This window comes from Nitrospira sp. (assembly GCA_029194675.1).
GTDB lineage: Bacteria > Nitrospirota > Nitrospiria > Nitrospirales > Nitrospiraceae > Nitrospira_D.
On sequence record JARFXP010000002.1, the window covers coordinates 1119168 to 1141935 of the forward strand.

General features: G+C 56.5%; 22 protein-coding genes. 7 read left to right on the forward strand and 15 right to left on the reverse strand.

Going from position 1 to position 22768, the window contains the following annotated elements:
* Positions 1-17: 17 nt before the first annotated feature.
* Entirely contained in the window at positions 18-491 is a 474-nt protein-coding gene (locus P0120_14270; GenBank protein ID MDF0675484.1) for an NUDIX domain-containing protein, read from the reverse strand.
* On the opposite strand from P0120_14270, the gene P0120_14275 reads away from it, so the two are divergent.
* The 4 genes from P0120_14275 to P0120_14290 all read left to right on the forward strand — a co-directional run bounded on the left by P0120_14275 (position 490) and on the right by P0120_14290 (position 6566).
* Entirely contained in the window at positions 490-714 is a 225-nt protein-coding gene (locus tag P0120_14275) for a hypothetical protein (GenBank protein MDF0675485.1), read from the forward strand. The two genes, P0120_14270 and P0120_14275, sit on opposite strands and share 2 nt — an antisense overlap.
* A gap of 558 nt (positions 715-1272) precedes the next feature.
* Positions 1273-3756: a hypothetical protein gene (locus P0120_14280; protein ID MDF0675486.1), complete on the forward strand. Its 2484-nt coding sequence runs from the start codon at positions 1273-1275 to the stop codon at positions 3754-3756.
* Positions 3757-4062: 306 nt separating this feature from the next.
* On the forward strand, positions 4063-4923 hold the full coding sequence (locus P0120_14285) for an OmpA family protein (protein ID MDF0675487.1): 861 nt from the start codon (positions 4063-4065) through the stop codon (positions 4921-4923).
* A 14-nt stretch (positions 4924-4937) separates the two neighbouring features.
* A complete protein-coding gene (locus P0120_14290; GenBank protein ID MDF0675488.1) occupies positions 4938-6566 on the forward strand; it encodes a hypothetical protein in 1629 nt (542 codons plus the stop codon).
* A 395-nt stretch (positions 6567-6961) separates the two neighbouring features.
* On the opposite strand, the gene P0120_14295 is transcribed toward P0120_14290, so the two are convergent.
* From P0120_14295 to P0120_14350, 12 genes are all read right to left on the reverse strand, one after another.
* Positions 6962-7333, reverse strand: a complete 372-nt coding sequence (locus P0120_14295; GenBank protein ID MDF0675489.1) for a group 1 truncated hemoglobin — start codon at positions 7331-7333, stop codon at positions 6962-6964.
* A 135-nt stretch (positions 7334-7468) separates the two neighbouring features.
* The gene (locus P0120_14300; protein ID MDF0675490.1) at positions 7469-7849 is read right to left on the reverse strand and encodes a hypothetical protein; all 381 of its coding nucleotides are present in this window, start codon (positions 7847-7849) and stop codon (positions 7469-7471) included.
* A 211-nt stretch (positions 7850-8060) separates the two neighbouring features.
* Positions 8061-8735 (reverse strand): transposase, encoded by a 675-nt coding sequence (locus tag P0120_14305; protein MDF0675491.1) that lies wholly within the window; start codon positions 8733-8735, stop codon positions 8061-8063.
* A gap of 282 nt (positions 8736-9017) precedes the next feature.
* Positions 9018-9263, reverse strand: coding sequence for a DUF2442 domain-containing protein (locus P0120_14310; GenBank protein ID MDF0675492.1), 246 nt, complete (start codon positions 9261-9263; stop codon positions 9018-9020).
* Between the two features lie 4 nt (positions 9264-9267).
* Complete coding sequence (locus tag P0120_14315) at positions 9268-9525, reverse strand: DUF4160 domain-containing protein (protein MDF0675493.1); 258 nt, start codon at positions 9523-9525, stop codon at positions 9268-9270.
* A gap of 61 nt (positions 9526-9586) precedes the next feature.
* Positions 9587-9901: a hypothetical protein gene (locus tag P0120_14320; GenBank protein MDF0675494.1), complete on the reverse strand. Its 315-nt coding sequence runs from the start codon at positions 9899-9901 to the stop codon at positions 9587-9589.
* A gap of 529 nt (positions 9902-10430) precedes the next feature.
* Complete coding sequence (locus tag P0120_14325) at positions 10431-10892, reverse strand: nuclear transport factor 2 family protein (GenBank protein ID MDF0675495.1); 462 nt, start codon at positions 10890-10892, stop codon at positions 10431-10433.
* A 483-nt stretch (positions 10893-11375) separates the two neighbouring features.
* Positions 11376-12374: an IS4 family transposase gene (locus tag P0120_14330; protein ID MDF0675496.1), complete on the reverse strand. Its 999-nt coding sequence runs from the start codon at positions 12372-12374 to the stop codon at positions 11376-11378.
* 362 nt (positions 12375-12736) lie between these two features.
* Positions 12737-12910 (reverse strand): hypothetical protein, encoded by a 174-nt coding sequence (locus P0120_14335; GenBank protein ID MDF0675497.1) that lies wholly within the window; start codon positions 12908-12910, stop codon positions 12737-12739.
* Positions 12907-13386 (reverse strand): type II toxin-antitoxin system VapC family toxin, encoded by a 480-nt coding sequence (locus tag P0120_14340; GenBank protein ID MDF0675498.1) that lies wholly within the window; start codon positions 13384-13386, stop codon positions 12907-12909. Before P0120_14340 ends, P0120_14335 begins: the two co-directional genes overlap by 4 nt.
* A 91-nt stretch (positions 13387-13477) precedes the next feature.
* Positions 13478-13819: a hypothetical protein gene (locus P0120_14345; protein ID MDF0675499.1), complete on the reverse strand. Its 342-nt coding sequence runs from the start codon at positions 13817-13819 to the stop codon at positions 13478-13480.
* Positions 13820-13839: 20 nt separating this feature from the next.
* On the reverse strand, positions 13840-15534 hold the full coding sequence (locus P0120_14350) for a hypothetical protein (protein MDF0675500.1): 1695 nt from the start codon (positions 15532-15534) through the stop codon (positions 13840-13842).
* 337 nt (positions 15535-15871) lie between these two features.
* Between P0120_14350 and dnaE the strand changes: the two genes are divergently transcribed.
* Both dnaE and P0120_14360 read left to right on the forward strand, forming a co-directional pair.
* Entirely contained in the window at positions 15872-19336 is a 3465-nt protein-coding gene (dnaE, locus tag P0120_14355) for a DNA polymerase III subunit alpha (protein MDF0675501.1), read from the forward strand.
* A gap of 52 nt (positions 19337-19388) precedes the next feature.
* On the forward strand, positions 19389-20360 hold the full coding sequence (locus P0120_14360; GenBank protein MDF0675502.1) for an acetyl-CoA carboxylase carboxyltransferase subunit alpha: 972 nt from the start codon (positions 19389-19391) through the stop codon (positions 20358-20360).
* Positions 20361-20388: 28 nt separating this feature from the next.
* Here the strand turns inward: P0120_14360 and P0120_14365 are convergent, their stop codons facing one another.
* Positions 20389-20973: a hypothetical protein gene (locus P0120_14365; protein ID MDF0675503.1), complete on the reverse strand. Its 585-nt coding sequence runs from the start codon at positions 20971-20973 to the stop codon at positions 20389-20391.
* A 176-nt stretch (positions 20974-21149) separates the two neighbouring features.
* Between P0120_14365 and P0120_14370 the strand changes: the two genes are divergently transcribed.
* Positions 21150-21863: a hypothetical protein gene (locus P0120_14370; protein ID MDF0675504.1), complete on the forward strand. Its 714-nt coding sequence runs from the start codon at positions 21150-21152 to the stop codon at positions 21861-21863.
* A 102-nt stretch (positions 21864-21965) separates the two neighbouring features.
* Here P0120_14370 and P0120_14375 read toward each other — a convergent pair whose 3' ends face one another.
* The gene (locus P0120_14375; protein MDF0675505.1) at positions 21966-22721 is read right to left on the reverse strand and encodes an SDR family oxidoreductase; all 756 of its coding nucleotides are present in this window, start codon (positions 22719-22721) and stop codon (positions 21966-21968) included.
* Between the last annotated feature and the right edge of the window lie 47 nt (positions 22722-22768).

Below are 22768 nucleotides of genomic sequence, written 5' to 3' on the forward strand. Positions count from 1 at the left end.
GATGACCTCTTTCTCGCTCAATCGATTCGTTCTTGGACCATCTGCTCCAGTTGAGCAAGAAACGGACGCTGACCCGGAAGGATCTTTCGATGTGCGGTGGAGAGGTCAAACCATTCGGCGCGATCGACCTCTGGAAATTCTTGAAGCGTTCCAGACTTCGGTGGCCACTCCATCCGGAAACTGGTGCTCCGAATCGACGTCGTGTCGAGATCGCCGGCCACTGCCCAGACCGAAATGACTTTCCCGCTTGGTTGGCGCAGAGGCATCAGAGGAACAGTCTCGCCATGAACTTCACAACCTGTTTCTTCGTGAAATTCCCGCTTGGCAGCCTCCAGCGCATCAGCACCTTCCTCATACTCGCCCTTCGGAATCGACCAGGCCCCATCATCCTTCTTTGCCCAGAAGGGACCGCCGGGATGGACCAGCAGTGCTTGGATCGCGCGGGTGCGTAATCGATAAAGCAGGATCCCCGCACTCTGCTTCTTCGCCATGTCTTGGCTTACACCGAACGGGGTCACAATTCCAGCGAGAAAATTGAAGCAGGAGCTTGAAGACTCCGTCAAAGAAGACATAGGCTCCGAACAGATAGAAGAGCGCGAGCAAGGTGGCAACCGGCATGAAGAACGCAACGATGCCGAGGAGAATACCGAGCAACCCACGGAGCATGATGGCCCACCAGCGGAGGGGAATTCTCTCCAGTTCATCTTCGTGTAGGATGGCAGGGGTACAGCATATCGTTCCTACGTCCATGATGAAGCTGATGAATTCCCCTGTTGTTCTATCCTTCTTAGAGATTATAGACCGGGATGCGTGATGAGATAGGCGCTGTACCGGTGCCTTCTCAAGATCGTCCACCGTGATTCCCATACGGCGGCCATTCGCAATCCTCTCGAATGGTTGATAGAGGCCCTTCACCTCAACAGTGCCTGTGCAGCCGCCTGCTTGAGTGGCAAATCTTAGCCTAGTACATTTATTATCAAATGTGGTACCGTGACGCCTCGCACCCTAGTCGTCACATCATCCACAGCGGACTGAGCTCATGAGGCGTGCGGGGATTCTCACCGGCGGTGTCGTTGCCCTGATCCTTCTCCCCCGTGGTGTGCATCCCACCCCCCGCCAAACCTATCAAGCTGTACATGACCAGTCACAGGTTCACGAATCCGGTGATCATCATGAGCAATGATTTGACAGGTCTCCCTCATATGGGAGACCTCAAGCAAGCCTTCAACGGAACCACCGCATCGAATTGCTGATGTAAGGACTGAATACACTATGAGCACACTAAGCAGATGGTTGCAGCCCCCCCCAAAGGATTCTCTCGAGCAACAATACCAGGAGCTTGCCAATCTATTACGGGCCAAGGAACGGGCGCTGGAGACAACGTCACACGATTTGAAAGTGAAGACTGCAGCCTTGCAGGTTCTCGAACAGAAGATCATGTCGTCCGAGACACAGTTCTCGTCAGCCCAACGAGAGCTGACCGCCCGCGGTGAGCAACTGAAAACGCTCGAAGCAGAATCGGCTGTACGGTCGAAACGGCTGACGGACGTGGAAGCTGAAGGAGTTGCGGCACGCCAACGCGTGAGTGAGCTCAATTCGACCGTTGCTGCCCTGGTCAACGAACTTCGCGGGGCTCAACAGGCTTGTCAGACTGCCGAACACACGCACGAGGTCTTGAAGGAGGAAATCCGGGTCCTGCGAGAGCATATCGCCCAACTCAACGAAGGCCTCGCCGACCGAGACCGTCTCCGTGCTCACCTGGAGAAACTGGAGTCAGTGCAGGACCGCGTCCATCAGTTGGAGGTGGAGCTGAGTGGTCGGGAAGCCGCCCATCGGGGTACGCTCCTGCAGTTCGAAGGGGCCATGGCGGAGCGAGACCGGCGGATCAGTGAGTTCGAGGCGACTGCGGCCGCCCAAAGGGACGAACTGCACGGGGCTCAACAGGCTTGTCGGGCCGCCGAACACACGCACGAGGTCTTGAAGGAGGAAATTCGCGTCCTACGAGACCATATTACCCAACTCAACGAAGGCCTCGCCGACCGAGACCGTCTCCGTGCTCATCTGGAGAAACTGGAGTCAGTGCAAGACCGCGTCCATCAGCTGGAGGTGGAGTTGAGTGATCGAGAAGCGGCCCATCGGGGTACGCTCCTGCAGTTCGAAGGGGCCATGGCGGAGCGAGACCGGCGGATCAGTGAGTTCGAGGCGACTGCGGCCGCCCAGAGGGACGAACTGCACGGAGCTCAACAGACCTGTCGGGGCGCCGAACAAGCTCAGGAGGTCTTGAAGGAGGAGATCCGTGTCCTGCGCGAGCATATCGCCCAACTCAACGAAGGGCTCGCCGATCGGGACCAACTCCGTGCCCAGGTCAAGAAGTTGGCGTCGATGCAAGACCGCGTCCATCAGCTGGAGGTCGAGCTGAGTGATCGGGAAGCCGCCCATCGGGGCACGCTCCAGCAGTTCGAAGGGGCCATCGCGGAGCGAGACCGACGGATCAGTGAGTTCGACGCGAGCGCGGCCGCCCAGCTGGACGAGCTTCGCGGGGTGCAGCAGGCCTGTCGGGCCGCCGAACACACGCACGAGGTCTTGAAGGAGGAAATTCGCGTCCTACGAGACCATATTACCCAACTCAACGAAGGCCTCGCCGACCGAGACCGTCTCCGTGCTCATCTGGAGAAACTGGAGTCAGTGCAAGACCGCGTCCATCAGCTGGAGGTGGAGTTGAGTGATCGAGAAGCGGCCCATCGGGGTACGCTCCTGCAGTTCGAAGGGGCCATGGCGGAGCGAGACCGGCGGATCAGTGAGTTCGAGGCGACTGCGGCCGCCCAGAGGGACGAACTGCACGGAGCTCAACAGACCTGTCGGGGCGCCGAACAAGCTCAGGAGGTCTTGAAGGAGGAGATCCGCGTCCTGCGAGAGCATATCGCCCAACTCAACGAAGGGCTCGCCGACCGGGACCAACTCCGCGCCCAGGTCAAGAAGTTGGCGTCGATGCAAGACCGTGTCCATCGGCTGGAGGTCGAGCTGAGTGATCGGGAGGCCGCCCATCGGGGCACGCTCCAGCAGTTCGAAGGGGCCATCGCGCAGCGAGACCGGCGGATCGAAGAGCTGGTGCCCGTCACCCATCTCCTTCGCGAGAAGGGAGCAGAGATCAAGGAATGGGATAAAAAATACGCGCGCACTGTTCAAGAACACAAGACAGAAATGACAAAGCTCCAAGAGCAATGCGCGGCACAGGAACAACTCCGTGAACAACTTCTGCTCAATGAACAACAGCTGCATGAACGAGACGAGCAGATCGCGAGTCTCCAGCGTCAGCTACAGGATCTTCAAGCGGAGCGTCACAAGCTATTACAAGAGGTACAGAGCATTCCAGGGAAAGATGAGCAGATCGATCGCCTGCAAAAACGATTCAGAGAACTGCGAACGGCACTTCGTGCGAACACAGCTCCAGCAACCTCAGGGCCTCGTCAGTCAAGCCAGAATGGCGCTGTGTCGAATGCTCAAGGCAGACAGCCCAAAGTCAGTAAGAACGTTCAGGAGGACGATCTTAAAAAGATCTGCGGGATCGGACCGGTCTTCGCTGACACCCTCAATAAAATGGGCACCCGCACGTTTATCCAGATCGCTCGTTGGAAACCAGAAGACATTGAAAAAATCGCAAAGAAGCTCGATGCCGACCCAGAGCGCATTAAACGGGAAAATTGGATCGCTGACGCCAAAAAGCAACACTACCGAAAATACGGGGAACGGGTCTAGCAACCTCACATGACACGGTTCTTTGCCGGCGTCTCTATGAGATCCTCCCCTGTCTGGCCCGCAAAATCAAATCCTTCAACCAACCGGCTGTGGCAATGACCGACCATGGCGACACGTTCTGTGTGGATGGCTTCATCGTCTAACCGCTCAAGTGGTCAGCCCTGGCCGGGTAGCAAAGAGAACCGGTGCGCCCTTCTGCTGAGTCTGCTTGACTGGTCGAATCTCACCCTAGTACACACATCATCAATTGTGGTACCGTGCCGCGTCGCACCCCAATAGGCACATCATCTACAGCGGGCTGTTCTCATGAGGCGTGCGGGGATCATCATCGGCGGTGTGGTGGCGCTGATAGTCCTCGCCGTGTTGTGCATCCCGAGGCATCTTTCCTCTCCGTCACGGCTCACGGCCGTGACTCACGCCAGTGTTCACGCCGGCATCGAACAGGGCAGTTTGGTGCTTCGCGGTTCGTTGCCCACTGAACGCAGTAGGGCCACTATTGTGGCGCAGGCTCATGCAGTCGCTGCGAAAACGCGAATGCGTGTGATCGACCAGTTCATCGTCGATAAGCAGGTCAAAGCGGCTGTGTGGGTGGACCAGGTTCCGCAACTCTTGCCGATCTTGGGTTTGATGGCCAAGCGGGGTTCCATCATCATCGATGGACGTTCGCTGGTCGTGACCGGTCAGGTTCCCGGTCATCGCGAAAAGGCTGAGGTATTACAGGCCATGGCTCCGGCGATACGGGCGGGCTTACGAATTGAAGACCGTGTGGTGGTGATGCCGACGACATCACCTCCTCCCACCGCCGTTCCCCTGTCGGCGCTACAGCTGTTGCTGAATCAGGTCCTGGCGAAATCCTCGATCGAATTTGAGCCCAAGAGTGCCACGATCACGACCAAAGGACAGATGGTGCTGGACCAAATCATCGTTCTCTTACGAAGAGCTTCCGACACGCCGATTGAAATCGGGGGCCATACCGATACCGTTGGTGAGGCGGAGTACAATATGCAGTTGAGCCGGCGACGTGCCGAAGCGGTGAAGCAGTACTTGACCAGTCACGGGCTCACGAATCCGTTTACCACCATCGGCTATGGTTCGACACGCCCCCTCACCCATGGGAGCCAGCAACCGGGCCTCCAACAGAATGAACGGATCGAAATACTGATGTAAGGACGGAATGACCTATGATTACACTCATGAGTCAGATGGTCGGATGTCTCCTCATCGCAGCTGGTATCGGTCTCGCGGTCGGTTGGTTGTTGCGGGGGCTTCCAAAGAATTCGATCGAGCAACCATACGAGGATCTCGTCAAACAATTGAGAACCAAGGAACAGGTGTTGGAGACGACGTCGCACGATTTGAAGGTAAAGACCTCGGCGATGCAAGTTCTCGAACAGAAGCTCATGTCGTCCGAGATGCTGTACACCTCAGCCCAACGCGAGCTCACCGCGCGCGGCGAGCGGGTGAAGGCGCTCGAAGCAGAATTGTCTGTACGATCAAGACGACTGACGGACTTGGAAGCTGAGGGAGTCGCGGCACGCCAACGTGTGAGTGAGGTCGATGCGAGTGCTGCTGCCCAGGCTGAAGAACTGCGTGCGGCCCAACAGGCCGGGCGTGCGACCGATCGAGCCCGCGAGGTCATGGAACAGAAAATTCGTGCCTTGCGAGAACATATCGCCCAACTCAACGAAGGCCTCGCCGACCGGGACCGACTCCGAGCTCAGATTGAGAAGCTGGGATCGGCGCAAGACCGCATCCACCAACTGGAGGTGGAACTGAGTGATCGTGAAGCCGCCCATCGAGGCACGCTCCAGCAGCTCGAACGGTCTATCGCTGAACGAGACCGTCAAATCGGCGAATTCGATGCGATCGCGGCGGCCCAGGCTGAAGAACTCCGTGCGGCCCAACAAGCCTGTCAGACGACCGATCAAGTCCGGGAGGTTATGGAGCGGGAAATCCTGGTGCTGCGAGAGCATATCGCCCAACTGAACGAAGGCCTCGCCGACCGGGACCGACTCCGAGCCCAGATTGAGAAGCTGGGATCGGCGCAAGACCGCATCCACCAACTGGAGGTGGAACTGAGTGATCGTGAAGCCACCCATCGGGGCACGCTCCAGCAGCTCGAACGGTCTATCGCTGAGCGGGACCGTCGAATTGAAGAGCTTGTGCCGGTCACCCACCTCCTTCGTGAGAAGGAGTCAGCGCTCAAAGAAAGAGAAAGAGCGTACGCGCGCACTGTTAAAGAACACGAGGTGGAGGTGGCAAAGCTCCAAGAACAAAACGCTGCACAGGAAGAACTCCGTGCGCAGCATCTGCTCGACGAGCAACAGCTGCATGAACGAGACGAACAGATTGCGAGCCTTCACCGTCAGCTGCACGACCTTCAAGCGGAGCGGCAAGGTCTATTGAGAGAGGTGCAGGGTATTCCAGGGAAAGAGGAGCAGATCGAACACCTGAAAAAACGCCTCAAGGAAATGCGGCCAGCACTCAGCACTAAGACACCTACGGCAATCGGAGCGCCTCGTCAGCCCCGCCAGAATGGAGCCGAGCCAAGTCCTAAAGCAGGACAGCTCAAGGTGGGCAAGGACATTCAGGAGGACGATCTCAAAAAGATCTCTGGGATCGGGCCTGCCTATGCGAACACTCTCAATAAAATGGGCACCCGCACCTTTATCCAAATCGCTCGTTGGAAACCGGAAGATATCCAGAAGATCGCCAAGAAGCTCGATACCGATCCTGAGCGTATAAAACGGGATAATTGGATCGCTGACGCCAAGAAGCAACATTACCGAAAGTACGGTGAACGTCTCTAGCAGGTTGCGGGAAAAGCCTTCGTTCGTCCTTCGAGAACCTCAGGACGAACGGAGCGGTCATTGTGAATATACTGAGATTCTCCGTTCGTGCTGAGCCTGTCGAAGCACACAAATCGAGTTTCGCACATTCCCTGTCCAAGCGGCCTCGGTCCAACCAGGCGAGTTTCTCCTCCACTACCTCCTGAATGACTTGACTTCGGCTCGGAAAGGCGGCTTGCTCCACGAGAGTATCGAGGTGTTCCAGGGTGGATGCATTGAGGGAGATCGCAATTGTGGACCTTGGCATGTCGCATCTCCAAACATGCCCATGTGTCATACCTCTGTCAGGGTCAAGCACTGTATCCGAATCACGCCAGAGCCCAACGCCAGCGCTCAGCGAATTGTTATGCCTGTATCTAAGCTTCGATAATGTCTTTTTTCGTGCTTTGGATAAAGGCGACCACTTCGTCGCGTTCCGCCTGTGGAACTTGAAACGCCGCCAGCGTGGCATGGAGGTGCTCCAAAAATGCCGACCAGTCGCTTTCGCTGATTCGCATACCCGCATGGGAGATTTTCATATCGCGTCCGGTGTAGTAGAGCGGGCCTCCAGCACTCGCACAGAGAAAATCAATGAGGAGCTGTTTCTCCCGCTTGAGACCATCCGCTCCGCGATGCTGCCAGAAACGGGCCAGTTGCGGATCGGCTTGCAGGCGCGGCAACAGGTCGTTGCAAACTGCCGCGATGGCGTCGTAGCCGCCAAGGCGTTCATAGAGAGTTCTCTTACTCATTGCTTTATCTCCCTCTGGTTAGAAATGGGCCCAACGCCCGCGTTCAGCCGCGCCGAGGGCCGAAGACCCGATGGAACCCGAGCGCGCAACGCGAAGGCGTCGGCTGGAACGCGTTGTTGGGCGCCAAGCGTTTCTTCATATGGGTTTGCCCGAGGCATGACTTGAAAAGAACGTGATGACGTGCCCAGCCGGCTCGCGAACCGTAAAGACTTCGTGATCAATCTGCGGTCGAGCCTCGATCGGCGAGGGAGAGAGCCCCAAGGAAACGAATCGCTTATGGGTGTCTCGCAGGTTGTCAACCATGAGATCGAACGGAGCCTCGCCTGGGACGATCTTCTCTCTCTTCATCATGATCAAGTGTGTTCCACCCCGCATCTCGTAGACCGACACGTCTGGCCCATCGAATATGGGGCGCATCCCGATTGTGCACATGAACTGAGCAGTTTCAGTCATGCGATCGGTGTGCAGCACGACGTGTGCTACGCCTACCGGAGGGTGTTGGTCAGCCTCACTCATGTTCTTGTGCCGCCCAACTATGGAGTATACTGACCGGCATAGTACGCCGCTACTGAGTTCCACCTCCCGCACAATTCTTGCGTTGGTTCCTAGACTGGTCACCTCTGTCCACAACGCAGCGTTGGCGTGTTATACAGATCGACGGGGAATAAGACGGGGAATAAAAGGGGAGAAGTCCCATTGTTCAGGAGGGCGTTTCCACCTCTGAAGGTCAGGGCTTCCGAGGCCGTCCCCGCGAACGGAAAGTGGATTCCAGCCTCAGCGTGGCTGTAACCCCCCGCTGCCAGCTTGGCGTTCCATACGGTCGGCCCCGCGTGACTGAGCTCCGCATCGCCTCTAGCTCGGCCGAGGTCTCAGGACGATTCACCCACTTCAGCCAATCCGCTGGTTGAGCGACCGGCCACTCAGACAGGCTCGGCTTGCCCCTGCGCTCTGCCTGGTGGAGCCGTTGCCACAGGCTGGACCACGGCCACTCCTCTGCCCTCTCCGCCAACTTCGCACGCACAGGGTTGCGCTCCACATACCGGCAGACACTCAGCAGGTGCTCATCCTTCTGAATAGGGAATGACTTGTACGTCCCTTGATAGAGATGGCCGGCGCCAACGCTCTGCCGATGCAAGTGCCATCGTCGCACATGTGTCGTGGTCAACCGACGCATGAACTCACCCACCTGGCCCTCCTCTTGCGGCCAGAGCACGAAATGCCAGTGATTGGGCATCAGGCAATAGGCCAGGATCCGTATCGGGACCTGGGAGAGCGTGTCCGTCAGCACGCGTTGGAACGCGTGGTAATCCTCCTCGTCGTCGAAGATTTGTGCACGGGCATTGCCCCGATTCAGGACATGAAACAGCATGCCGCCCGGGGTGCGTCTGGCTGTCCGAGGCATGGCCGTACCGTAATCGACAAGCCGACTCGCAGTTAATAATGGGACTTCTCCCCTTTTTCTCCAAGGCGTTCCAGAGTAGACTCATCAAGGGATATCGCAATTGTGGGCCTTGGCATGTTGCACCTCCGAGCATGCCCATGTGTCATATCTCTGTCAGGGTCAAGCACCATATCCGAATCACGTCGGAGCCTAAGGGCCTGCCGCTCAGCCGCGAGCGGCGTCTATTTATGGTTGCGACCTCCAAGGCACGTATTCGTGCTGCTTGTCGGCTGCAGCGGTGGGTTAGGCTGTGATCCGCACGTTGTCGTGCAGAAACTCTGGCGCAAAGTCAGCGCCGTTGGGCCAGACGAGCGTGTGAAACTCCCGATGAACCGTGAACGCTTTGAAGTACGCGAGATCGCGAAGCGGTTCGAACATGGGACCACGCAGCGCTGGACCGAGGTCAATCTCTCCGACCGTGCCGTCACGAAACCGAAGCCACACAACGTGTTCGCCAACGTACCGCGCCTCTAGAACGTGATAATCCATCGTGTTACTCCAAGGGCTCAATCCGATTCAGTGGCCTCCCCTGCCGGGCCAGCTCCCAGTTGGCCGACAATTCTGGCTTATGAAGGGCCGCCCATTCAAGAACGTGTCGAAGCGCTCGTGGAGGAAAATTTCCGTGAACGGCTCCGGATTCGATTTCTATCGAAATCTCGTGCTCCCCGTAGACCGCGTGGAAGTGCGGGACTCCATGTTCACTGTAGAACATCCCGATTACGATGCCGAGAAAACGTGAAATCTCCGGCATGGGTCCGCCAAAGGCCTCGCTGTTGCAAGGACTGTCTTTTCATCGAGCCTAACGCCAGCGTTCAGCGACGGGCCGAGCGAAGCGAGGACCGTCGGCTGGAACGCGTTGTTAGCCGCCGTTCCGCGAACTTGTGAAGAACGCTTGAGATGAGTGTTTGATACGGCAACCCTTCGCTCAGAGCCAGCTTCTGAAGTTCCTTCAGATCTTTTGAAGAGATGCGAATATTGATTCGTGCGTCTTTCTTAAATGTGGCTGCCGCATAGCGCTTGTGACGCGCAATCTCTTTCTTAGCCTCAGGAACGCGCCTTAGCTTCCCGGACTCATATGCGTCAAGAATCTCTTTCTCTTCTTGATCAAGTGTTTTCATCTGATTCATCTACGTACTCCCTCGTGGCTTTGCGGCTGGGGATGACTGTTTTCAGGAAGATCTCTTCTTCCGACTCCATGAACGGCACCAGGTATGCCTAGTCGTTGATGATCACGACCGAACTATTAAATATACCGACCGGCATAGTACGCAGATACCGCGTGCCAACTCCCACGCGGTTCTTGTGTTGGTTCATGGACGTGTCACCTCTATCCTCAACGCAGCGTTGACGTGTTATGCAGACCAGCATGATTCCGTTATGGCTGAGAAAAACTTAACCCTTGGATCAGCGCATAGGCTGGACTCCGTACACCTTTGCCGCCCCGATTGAGGACGGGTGGCATATTCTCAACAAATCCGCCGACTCCTTCAATAGAATCTCCTGTCTTTCATTGAGCCGAGCGACAACTTCCGACAACACGGCGATGGCGGTATTTTCCGCTATGAGAGGAGTTTTTCTACAGGCCTAACGTTTGAGCTGAGGCGAGGGTCGGCTCCAGCGAAGGGTTAGTCAGCGCTGGTACCTACGCTCCGAGTCTCACATGGACTCGTCCGATGACCAATGGACAGCCCGAATCTCCCAGCCGCTTGCGGTTCGTGTGAGGACAACGAGTTCGGCACCCGACAGCTTGATCTTGCGATTGTGGAACTTGCCCTGCGAGACGGTTACAGAGTGAACCCAGGCAGTTTGGCCCGAAACAGTTGTCTCTGACTTGGTGACCTTGGATGGAACCGCCTTAGCGAACTCAATGTCGGCGCTGAGGTGATGGCGCAGATATTCTTGCCGGGACTCGAGGTGACCGCCCTCGAGGATGACCGCATCGGTTGCGAGCAACTCCTGAACGGCCTGCACGTCGCCGCGGCGTAGTGCTTCATGAAACGAGCGCACCGCCGCTTGAGCAGCCAGAGCATCGGGATCGGATTGCTGCGCGAAGATGCTACCAGCCACCGAGAGGCAGCAGCTAGAGATGACAAGCCAAAGCAGTCGAGGTTTGCTCATACGAAATGTCTACGCTGCCTAACTTGAAGTAGACCCCCGAAGAAGTAGGCCCCCGAAATGGTGTAGTTGTACACACCGTCGCGGCACAAGTTAGCTGGAACGTTCTGCGATGTCAATCAGTTCGCCGCAGCCACAGAAACAGGGAGCAGGGCGTTATACACCTCATAGTTCATGCCCCGACGGCAGCTCCTAACGGACGTCCCATGACCGTGCACGGTACGTCGAATGAGCACCTCGTCAAGAAAAGGTTTCTGACACTGAGGGTTCCCCACAAATTTCATGGCATCAGCGTGTTCTGAAGGCATCACCGGTTCTCTGCCACTGGCGGAGTGGCGCCAACAGGTCATGGCGTGTGAAGTGCTCCCGTGCACGCCTGACCACCTGCATGCCTAACGCGATCACAGACACCGTCAAGCGGCGGTGGGTGCTGTTGGCTTGATACCGCCTATGATAACCCGCATTCACCGTGGCATGGCCCACGAGTCACACCGCGAGCTGAGCGAGCGCGGCGATGAGGAGCAGGATCGTGAATCGGTTCGCCTGCGTGGTCTGGCTCAGGCGTAAGCCTACGCCAAAGCGGGCCTCCTTTAAGTCCCGGAAGGCTTCCTCGATCTGCATCCGTTTCCGATAACACGCAACCAGTTGGTCAGCACGGTGGCTGGCCAGGCACTCAGAGACGGCCAACAGCCAGGGCTCTCGATGACAAGCGGCCTGCTTGCGGCTGGAGGAGGACCGAACCTTATACCCCAACCGCGAGCGATGGATGCGGTGTTTCCGTGGCTCCTTCACCAGGACTAACTGACCGCGCACGGGATGAGACTCGACCAATTCACAGCACCCCAAGCGTGGCGGCGTGGCGGTCGCATCGTCGTCGAGCGACTTGCTGCGCACCCAACCTGTGGCCTCAGGGAATCGAACATGATTGCGATTACGCACGCGCCCTACAAAGGTCCAGCCGATCCGTTCGACCTCTCGAAACCAGGGGGCGCGAAAGCCAGCGTCCGTCACCACAATTGGTGTGATGCCAGATGGTACCAATCGGTGGAGCCTGCGCAGGAAGACCCGATGAACCTGTGGATTCGTGAGCCAGCCCAGCGGGTGGACCTCTTCATACACGGTCAGGGCGCGCCCGCCGACAGGGACGGCCGCGCGCAGCAGTTGCCACCGTCGGTCGGCCGTCAGATCCGACCAGTCGACGAGAAGGATTGGCTGAACCTGGGTGCCCAGGATCCACCGAGACAGGGCGCCATAAATCATGGCACGTTCATGCTGCAACGGCCGGTTGCTCAGGAGGCGATCCATCCGCTTGATCGCATGCTTGACCGTCGTGCCACTGCGGCGTGCGCGGCCTAACGCGGTGACCGTCAACCGTCCGCCGTGAATCAAGGCCTCCACGGCTATAAACAGCACCGTCAGCCGTGTGGCATGCATCGATGCACAGGTGGTCTTCAGGTCGCGTCGAACCATCTTGATGGCCTTCATCGTGTGTTCCCTCTCTAGGTTGTGGTGCCTAAGGAGGCAGAGTCCATAGCAGGTTTCCGCTTGTGGGCCGAGTATTTTTCACGTAACCCCATCAATGTACGAACCTTTTTGTGGGGAGCCCTCAGTTTCTGACACCTTTTATCCCTGACACACCATGAACGAGAAGCCCAGTACGACCAGTATGCCACCTAACACCGGCAGATGCACAAGGATCGTCCATGGCCCAGCAGCGCATGAATGAGCCAGGCGGAGAGCACGACCGAGCAGGGTGACAACTGGGGGTTATGAGATGAGCGGCATGGGGACGCCTGAATGCCTGAGGGGTACCACATCGTTCGCAGTGTCCACTCCCCAGCGCCGAGTTAGCTTCCAGTGGGTTTGAGCCGCAATCGTGGAGGTCGAGAAACAATCGGATGACCAGCTTGTTTTTCCTTCTTTCTTAGATCACGACAGATCGTCAAGAGATCATAATTGAATACTGCAGCATGCGCTTCTCGTGTCTTGCGCACTTCGTCCACTATTGGATCGGGTTTCATGACTCGATACCTCCCAGTTCTTCCGGTGAGCAGATGATGGGACACTCGTAGCCGAGCTTCTCAATCGCGGCTTCAATCCGCGCTTTCGCTTCCGCGTTATTGATGTGGCGGAAATTCCAGGTCAACAGGAAATCCATTCCATGGACGGTCGCTACCGCGATGTGTAACGCATCTTCAACGCTGGATTCGGGAATCAATCCCCCATCAATCAAATGCCTGGCCACTGACTCAGCGGCATCGTTCATCTCCAGAATAGGCAGTCCACCGAGAACGTCCGATCGCCTTTGCGCTGCGGCGGCATCACCCGCTTGGGCTTCCTCCACGACCAGGACGGAAATGTAGATCTCATACCGCGCTCTCGCCTCATTCCACCACTCCTGAGTGATGGTTTGCCGGGCCGCCGTGATAATATCCCGGCTTGGTCTGGCCGCGTAGTAGCTAATCACGGACGTTTCTACGTACACTGAAGCTGCCATAATAAGCCGAGTTTAGCAGCAAGTGGCTGCTGGAAGCGAACATAAGAGGTCTCAGTTCGCTTGCACGCGTCCGGTGGGAAAATAAAAGGTGTTAGGAACCTGTTGTGCTCTTTGGCCGTCCGCGCGGTCTGAGGGTTGCTTCCAACTCGCGCCCGTCCGCAAACGCTACCTCATTATTCTTCGCGTCGCGGATCTTGCTGGACGGCCTTTTCGCGGAAAATAAGCGGTTGGGCATCAGACAGTAGGCCACCGTACGCCTGGGGAAACGATCGTGCCCTTCGCCAAGCACCTTCTCGAAGGCCTGATAGTCGGCGGGCGTTTCGAACAGTGGCAGTCGGCCATTCGCTCGGTTCAGGACATGATAGATCATCCCTCCGACGGTAGCGGACGGCCAATCGCCACGCACGGTGCGCCGAATGATCACCTCTGTCACAAAAATGTACCTGACCCCTTTTATTTACTCTCTGCTTCCCCAATGTTCTTCGACCGGCGAGATTCATCCTCATCCATAAGTAGCCACAGCACGAACGCGGCGTTAGCCGCTGCGCCAATGTTGCTCGGATTGAGTTTTAGAACATCCCTGTATTCCTCGATAACCTGCTTCGCTTCAATGTGCGCGAGTGTGGGGTTTGGCCCGCAACGCCACCGCATCTCCCGCACATAGGCCTTATTAAACTTCGCGATCTCAAAGGTCGGATCCTGCTCGGTAACGCAAACGAGCAACTCGTACTTCTGTTGTGGCTCGGCAGATAGGAGGCTTTCCGCAAACAGGTAGACAGCAGAGGTCGTCGCTCGGTGTGGATCAATGGATTTCGCCTTAACGAGGTGGCCATGTGACACAGCGTGCTCCCCTAGTGAAGACCAGCTGACCGCGCTGGTGACATGCGCGTCAAAGAGGCAGTGCTTGCGCCAGTACGCGTCGTCCGGCAGGAGAGTTACATCTTCCGGCAGAAGTGTTGCGGAATCGAGAGCCTGCTCGGCAAAACGACGTGCTTCATACGTCGGCACAGGCCGATGGCCGAGAAGTTGCGATAATAGGGAACGAAAGAGCAGCATATTTGCGTAGCCCAGTTTTGCTCTTACCGCCAGGACCTCATGACGCGCCGCTGTTGGCCGGACGTAATACAGGAGTCGGAACAGATTCCTTGCTAGAGTGTCGCTTGCCGTGTCGAGTGCTCGCCACAACCGAAGAAAGCGTGACTTCGGGTAAGGGTTCACGAGCGGGTTGAATGGCTCGAAATAGCGGCAGGACTCAAGGTACAGTTGACCAGCTTCCTCATAGGCGCGCAGAGTATTAGACCGGGCGTAGTCTTCCGCCTCGTGGTAGTAGGCAACTGCTTTATGCCTACGCGTGGGGAGCAGTGAAATCTTTTGTTCTACGTCTTGCCGGATTTGCTGGTACACCTTGGTCACAACACTAAAGTAGATTTGCTCGATTAACTCTTCGTACTGGCCAACAGAGAACCATGGGTACTCTGTGACCGTGTAGTGGATGGGCTTAGCGAGCGTCTCGGAGCTGTCTGTTCGACCGATCCGCACGGTTGGTATCACAACTAACTCCCACTCATCAGAATCTTTCTCAGACGCTTTTCTGTTTTGCGCGTGGTAAACCCCTTCGATGTGGATGTGCTGATCGGCATGCCGCTCCTCTCCACTCTCGGCCTCCTTTTCCGCGGGCTGTGCCTGAGACTTCCGATCCGGGGACAAGAAGAACATGAGCCGTCCCACTCGCTTGTTTAAGAGTACAGCGAGATCGTGTCGAAGCCAGCTCATTTTCTCCACCATGAGAGAAGCAGGCTTGTGTTCCTCAGACGAAACTGGAGAGAAGTGACCTAGGGAGCAGGTGTAACGAATCGGGCGACGGGATTCCTTCAGCCAAAGGCTGTACAGGATGGCCAAGAAGGTCAGCAACAGCGCGAGCACAAGACCAACGGTAACAAACTCCTTCCATGGGGACGTACGCGATGACAACCAGTCTTGAAGCCAGTTTGGAAGCTGGGGACTTACGTTGCTCAACCAAGTCAAAACCGCGAATACTGCCCCGAATTTTCCGAGGCGCCCCAATCTGCGCCTTCGCTTCAGGCCGTCCTCAAGCCCCTCGAGTTTTTCGAGGAGATCGGCAGCGGGAAAAAGATCCGACAGTTTCACTGCGCTCCCTCCGTTATTACAACGCAGTCACAACACTGGTATACGCAATGCTCGCTCCCGCCATACTAGCAGTAGTACGCAAGACGTACTTATGAGAGAGACGCCCCCTGCACGGCAGATTTTCCACCGATCGGATGCATCCGTCAAGCGCGGATTTTCAGCGTCACCTTCTCAATACTGTTATTTCGTCGATTCTTCGTCGATTCATGGAGACCGTTCACTATGTCGAGGAGCACTCATGATAAGATGGAATTCTTGCTAATGGAACTGGCCGCGCGCTATAGGATGATTTTGCACGCGTTGACTTCCCCTCATCATCTCCATAGAATCCTCTGCCATGGCTTCGTCCTTCGTGCACCTTCATCTCCACACCCAATTCAGTCTCCTCGACGGCGCCAATCAGATTGAACCGCTAGTCCAGCAGATCAAGTCTTTCAATCAGCCGGCTGTGGCAATGACGGACCATGGCAATATGTTCGGCGCGGTCGAGTTTTATCGTAAAGCTAAAGAGGTGGGCGTCAAGCCGATCATCGGCTGTGAAGCCTACATGGCGCTCGGCAGTCGACATGCGAAGAAAGACAGTGGACTCGCGCACAATGACTATTATCACCTGATTCTGCTCGCGAGAAATCTCACCGGTTATCAGAATCTCATCAAACTCGTCAGCAAAGGATACCTTGAAGGATTTTATTATAAGCCACGTATTGATAAGGAGCTGTTGAATCTACATCACGATGGAATTATCGCCCTTTCCGGCTGCCTGAGTGGCGAGATTCCCTATCTGATCGGTCAGAAAGATATGGATGGCGCGATGACGGTGGCCGGCGAATTTCAAGAGATCTTTGGAAGGGACCACTTCTACCTCGAGGTACAGGCAAACGGGCTTGATCATCAGCGGGTGGCCAATACCGGCTTGATGGAAATTCACAAGAAACTCGGGATTCCGCTAGCGGGCACGAATGATTGTCATTACTTGAAAAAGGAAGACGCGCGGCCGCATGAACTGATGCTGTGCCTGCAGACGGGAAAGACGGTCAGCGATCCCAATCGGATGAAGTTCGACACGGATCAACTGTACGTCAAATCAACTGAGGAAATCGCTCCGGCATTCGCAGAATTTCCCGGCGCCGTGACGAACACCTGCCGCATCGCCGACCATTGCGAGCTCGACCTCCCACTGAACAAGACCTATCTCCCGCAGTATCGCGTCCCAGATGGGTTCAAGGATCGAGAGTCCTATTTGGAACATCTCGCCCTCGTCGGATTGAAGGAACGGCTAAAAGAAAGGCCCAGCCGGGTTGCTTCCGCTGTCTATGATCAGCGCCTTCGGGAAGAACTGATGGTCATCTGCTCGATGGGATTTGCAGGCTACTTTCTCATTGTCTGGGACATCATCCGCTTCGCTCGATCACAAGGGATCCCAGTCGGGCCTGGGCGAGGTTCGGCTGCCGGCAGCCTTGTGGCCTATGCCCTGCGCATTACCGACCTCGATCCGCTCGTCTATACCCTCTTGTTCGAGCGTTTCTTGAACCCCGAGCGCGTCTCTCTTCCCGATATCGATATGGATTTCTGCATGGATCGCCGTGGGGAAGTGATCAACTACGTGGTGGACAAGTATGGCACCGACCATGTCGCTCAGATCATTACGTTTGGCACACTCGGCGCGAAGGCCGCGATTCGCGATGTGGGACGCGTGTTGGAAATGCCGTATGCCGACGCCGACAAAGTTGCCAAGCTCGTCCCCAACCAATTGAACATGACGCTGCAACAGGCTTTGGAGACAGAGCCTCGCTTACGCGAGCTGGTGGAGACAGACCAGAAGGTCAAAGAGCTCATGACCAATGCGCAATCCCTCGAAGGTCTGGCCCGCCATGCTTCGACCCATGCGGCGGGCGTCGTGATTTCCGAAGGGCCGCTCACCGACCACGTACCCCTTTACAAGGGCGCCAACGACGAAATTGTGACCCAGTACTCGATGGGAGACGTCGAGAAAATCGGGTTGGTTAAATTCGATTTTCTCGGACTCAAGACCCTCACGATGATCAGGCGTGCCGAGACTCTGATCAACGACACGCATCCCGAGGCACCGCAGCTCCTGATCGATCAAGTGCCGTTCGACGACCCGGCCACATTCGCGCTGTTGAGCTCCGGAAAAACAACGGGACTATTCCAATTGGAAAGCTCGGGCATGCGGGATCTCCTCACCGGACTGAAACCCGACCGGTTCGAAGACATCATCGCCATTATCGCCCTCTATCGCCCCGGACCGATGGATCTCATCCCTGATTTCATCAAGCGAAAGCAGGGCAAGGTACCGATTACCTATGAGCTTCCAGAATTGGAGCCGCTCCTCAAGGAGACCTATGGTGTGATCGTCTATCAGGAACAGGTGATGGCGATCGCCAACAAGATGGCCGGTTTCTCGTTGGGCCAAGCCGATATTCTTCGTCGTGCGATGGGCAAGAAGAAGCCGGAAGAGATGGAAAAGCTCCGCGCCAAGTTCCTCGATGGCGCGAAGCAGAAGAAGATTCCTGAGAAGAAGGCCGAGAAGCTCTACGAGCTGATTCAAAAATTCGCCGGATATGGCTTCAATAAATCACATGCGGCTGCTTATGCCGTTGTGTGTTACCAGACGGCCTACTTAAAAGCCCACTACCCGACCGAGTTTATGGCGTCCCTCATGACGACCGACATGGGCAACCAGGACAAGCTGGTTGGCTATTTCACCGAATGTCGGGATCTGGGCATCAAAGTGCTGGGTCCGGACGTGAATGCCAGCCAAACGCACTTTGCCGTCGCCGGCGGGGCAATCCGGTTCGGTTTGGCCGCGATCAAGAACGTCGGTGAGGGGGCCGTGGAGTCGGTCCTGGAGGTGCGGATTCAGGGCGGCCCCTTCGGATCGTTCTTTGACTTCTGCCGGCGGGTCGATCTCCATAAAGTAAATAAGCGCATGTTGGAAGGCCTCATCAAGGCCGGCGCGTTCGATTCCACCGGCGCCAAGCGAGCACAACTGATGGCGGTGCTCGATCAAGCCGTGGAAGAGGGTGCGGCTGCTCAGCGTGAGCGGGAGCTCGGACAAATCAGCATCTTCGGAGAGGAGCTGAATGGGCAAGCCGACTCAACGGCCTTACCGACTCCCCCGCTGCCTCCGCTTGCGGAATGGGATCAAGCGCAACGATTGAAGTATGAACGGGAGCTGACCGGGTTCTATATTTCAGCCCATCCCCTGGCCCGCTACGAAGCGACCCTGAGTGCCTTATCGACCACAACGACAGTGGGATTGAAGGAATGCCCCGACGGCGGCGAGGTGAAGATCTGCTGCATCATCGCCACGGTCAAATCGATGCTCACCAAGAAGGGCGATCGAATGGCCTATCTCACGGTAGAAGACCTGCAAGGGACCACTGAGGTGATCGTGTTCCCCGATTTGTTCAGGACTGCGGGTGAGTTGATTGCACCGGAACGGATCGTCCGCATCACCGGCACCATCGATCGGGGAGACAAGGGTACAAAAATTCGGGGGAGTAAGATCGAACTGTTGGCTGAGGTCCAGGCGCAGTCCATCAAGCGTATCCGTATCAGCCTCAGTGATCGGCCGGAGGTGCGTGAGCAGTTGCCTCGGTTGCTTGACGTCTTTCGACGGCATCCCGGTAGTACCTCGATCTCGATGTCGTTTCGAACCGACGGCACCTTGGAAGCCGAGACTGCTCCCCTCCCTCATCTCACCGTCTGCCCGAGCGACCATTTTGTCTCAGATGTTGAGGAAGTGCTAGGCAAAGGGACCCTCTCTTTGCTATCTTAGGAGTTGCCAGTTGGTCAATTTGGCCGATCGTTGTACGGAGTTGAACAGGACTATGCGCGATTACCTCGAATTTGAAAAGCCGATCCGAGAGATCGAAGAGAAGATCGAGAAACTTTCTGCCACGGCCGCCAACGGGAAATCGTCCGTCCAAAACGACATTCGCAAACTTCGTGCGAAGCTTGCGCAAACCGAACACGAACTCTACAAAACTCTGTCCCCCTGGCAACGAACGCAGCTGGCCCGACACCCTCAACGTCCCAGCACACTGGACTATATCAATGAGCTGACGAGAGACTTTCTTGAGTTTCATGGCGACCGTGTGTTTGGAGACGATCGGGCCATCGTGGGAGGATTTGCCCGATTCAACGACCGCCCTGTGATGATTATCGGCCATCAAAAAGGCAAGACTCTCAAAGAGCGCATGCAACGGAACTTCGGCATGCCCAACCCGGAAGGGTATCGAAAGGCGCTGAGGCTCATGAAAATGGCGGAAAAGTTCAACCGCCCGATCATGACCTTTATTGATACGCCTGGTGCCTATCCTGGTATCGGTGCCGAAGAACGTGGGCAAGCCGAAGCCATCGCCCGCAACCTGTTTGTCATGTCTCGATTGACCGTGCCGATTATTTCCGTGGTCATCGGCGAAGGAGGGAGCGGAGGTGCCTTAGCCCTCGGCGTCGCCGACCGCATCCTGATGCTGGAACATTCGGTCTATTCGGTCATTTCACCTGAAGGCTGTGCTGCGATTCTTTGGGACAGTCCGGAAAAGGTTCCCGATGCCGCCTCTGCATTGAAAATGACCGCACAGGATCTGATTGAGCTCGGGGTGATCGACACGATTGTTGCCGAACCGCTGGGTGGTGCCCATCGCGAGCCGCGAGCCGTCTGCAGCCTGGTCGGAAAGGCGCTGACCAACCAACTGTTCGATCTACTTGATCTGCCCGTCGAACAACTCATTGCTCAGCGGGATCAGAAATACCGAAAGATGGGGTCCGTCACGGGTCTTCTCCCACATCAAGCCTGACCGACGTCATCATCGTCGCTTCCTTCCTCTACAGAAGTCCTGTTTCCCGAAAGCGCTGTTCGATTGCAGCGAGAATCCGCTTTGCCAGCGCCTGCCGACAAGCATCGAGCACCGCCGCTTCGAGATAGCGATCGACCGTTCGCGGTAATTTCCTCCACCATGCGAGCGCGGAGATGCGAGCTTGTTCGGCAGCAGCAGGCTCGCCTTTGAGGATGCGGTGAATCTCTTGCTCAAAAAATTCCACATGGACAAGTTCGTCCTCGCGGATCGAGACCAAATCCGGCCGCAACGTGACGAGTAATGTGGCGAATTCAAGTCCCAGCGACTCATACCCGTAGAGCTGAACGGCCAACGCGGGCCATTGTTTTGGCACGGTGGGAAGCCGTTCCCGTTCGCGAGGCCGGCGACCGATCATGGTTTCAAATTGTGCCAGATGTTGCTGCTCATCCTCCTCGTGTTTTCGGAGAAAGGCATAGACGTTCGGGGGAACATCTTGTAAACGCGCCGACCGTACCGTCCAAAGCGCCATGGCCTCGGCTTTGAGAAACCGTTCCAAGAGAGCGGTCTCGCACGCCGGTGGGAGACGAATGGACGTAGCCGCGTCGGACGACATGATGGCCCCATAGTACGCACACTCCGGCTGAGTATCCAAGCTGTCTTGGAAGGGAGGATGAGGAGGGTTGACTGACACTCATCATCTGTGTACATCTTACGCGCAGCTGCTCACTGGACCGACTGCTGACTCCGGCACAAGGGGTTTCGATTTGGTTAACCCATGAGGCAACACCTATGACAGGTCCTACCGGTACAATGTCTCTGGTCGCTCAACGAGTTGTTCTCTGCGTGTTCGCCGTGACCATGCTCTTGGAAGTCGGCTGTGTCAGTCGGCGTACGTACGATAGAGTCAAGGCGGAGACGTTGGAACAGACCCAAGCCTTGGAAGCCGTACGAGAGGACGTCAGAGAGTTGGACCGGGAGATCGCGGGATTGCAGGCCTCGAATCGACGAGAAGACGCCGCCAGGTCCGAGTTGCAGGCCGCCATTCAGCGGGAAGACGAACAGTTGCCGATCATGAGACAGCGAGCGGAGGACACCCTCGCGTCGCTGAAAACACAGGTGGCAACCTTAATGAATCAGAGTTGGGATCTGGCGCGCAAGATAGTGGACATTCGTCAGGAGAGCACCTCCTTGCGAACCAAGGTGGCTCAGTACAAGGAGGAAATGGCACAGGCCCAATCGGCGACGTTGATGGCATCAAACGCGAGCAGGCCGTCCGTACCCCAGCCCGCCATGATGGAACCGACTCCCTCTACGGTACCGACCAATTCAAGTGCGGCATCACCACAACTGGAACAAACCGATCCGACTCCTCCAAGTCCACCTCCCGTCAAACCGACAGCGCCCTCACCTTCCGTGAAGGTTGACCCACCTTCGACAAACCAGTCGTGGATCGAAACGATCGTCAACTGGTTCTCCAAAATCTGGAATTGGCTATTCGGCTAAAGACCTCGACTGCCGTCCATCGCTTCAGCGAGCGTTCCGTCACGTCAGGGAAGCATCCTGCGCACGAAGCACATCACAGGTTGTTTCATGAGATTCTTGAACCTATCGCGTCGTGTAGCCGCCGTTGGCGAAGATGGTTTGTCCGGTAATCCACCAGCCGTCAGTCGCCAGGAATTTCACGATCGGCACGATGTCTGAAATGTCGGTGAGTTTGCCGTTCATGCTCTGGGACTTGTGGTATGCCACGGCTTCCGGTGATTCGGCAGGATAGAAAAACGGCGTATCCATCGGGCCTGGTGCCACGCTCGCCACGGAAATGCCGCGAGGGCCGAACTCTTTGGCCGCGGCACGGGTAAAGTGTTCCACCGAGGCCTTGGAGCCGGCGTAGGTGGAATAGAGCCCGGTAAAAGCAGCCAGTAGTGAGGTCAAGATCGTGATGATTTTTCCACCATCGTTCATCCGCTTGCCGGCTTCCTGTATGAAAAAATATGCGGCTTTTGCGTTGATCGCAAACATCTCGTCGTAGTCCTTCTCGGTCGTCTCGACAAGCGGCTTCTTGAGTACCTTGCCGACCGTGTTGACCGCGATGTCAAGCCGTCCATACCGTCTGATCGCCTCGTCGAACAGTTTCACAACATGGTCGACTTTCGTCAGGTCGCCTTGAACGGCGACAGCTTTGCCTCCAGATGCTTCCACAGCCCGTACGGTCTCATCAGCAGGAGCTTTTGTAGATGCGCTGTGGTAGTGAACCACGACTGATGCACCGTCTGCACCGAGCGTCCTACTGATGAGTCCACCAAGATTCTTTGCTCCTGCTCCGACAACGGCCACCTTTCCTTGCAACATTCTATCCGCCATACCTGACCTCCATTGATAAGAATAACGCTCTGATGCCGAGAGTCTGC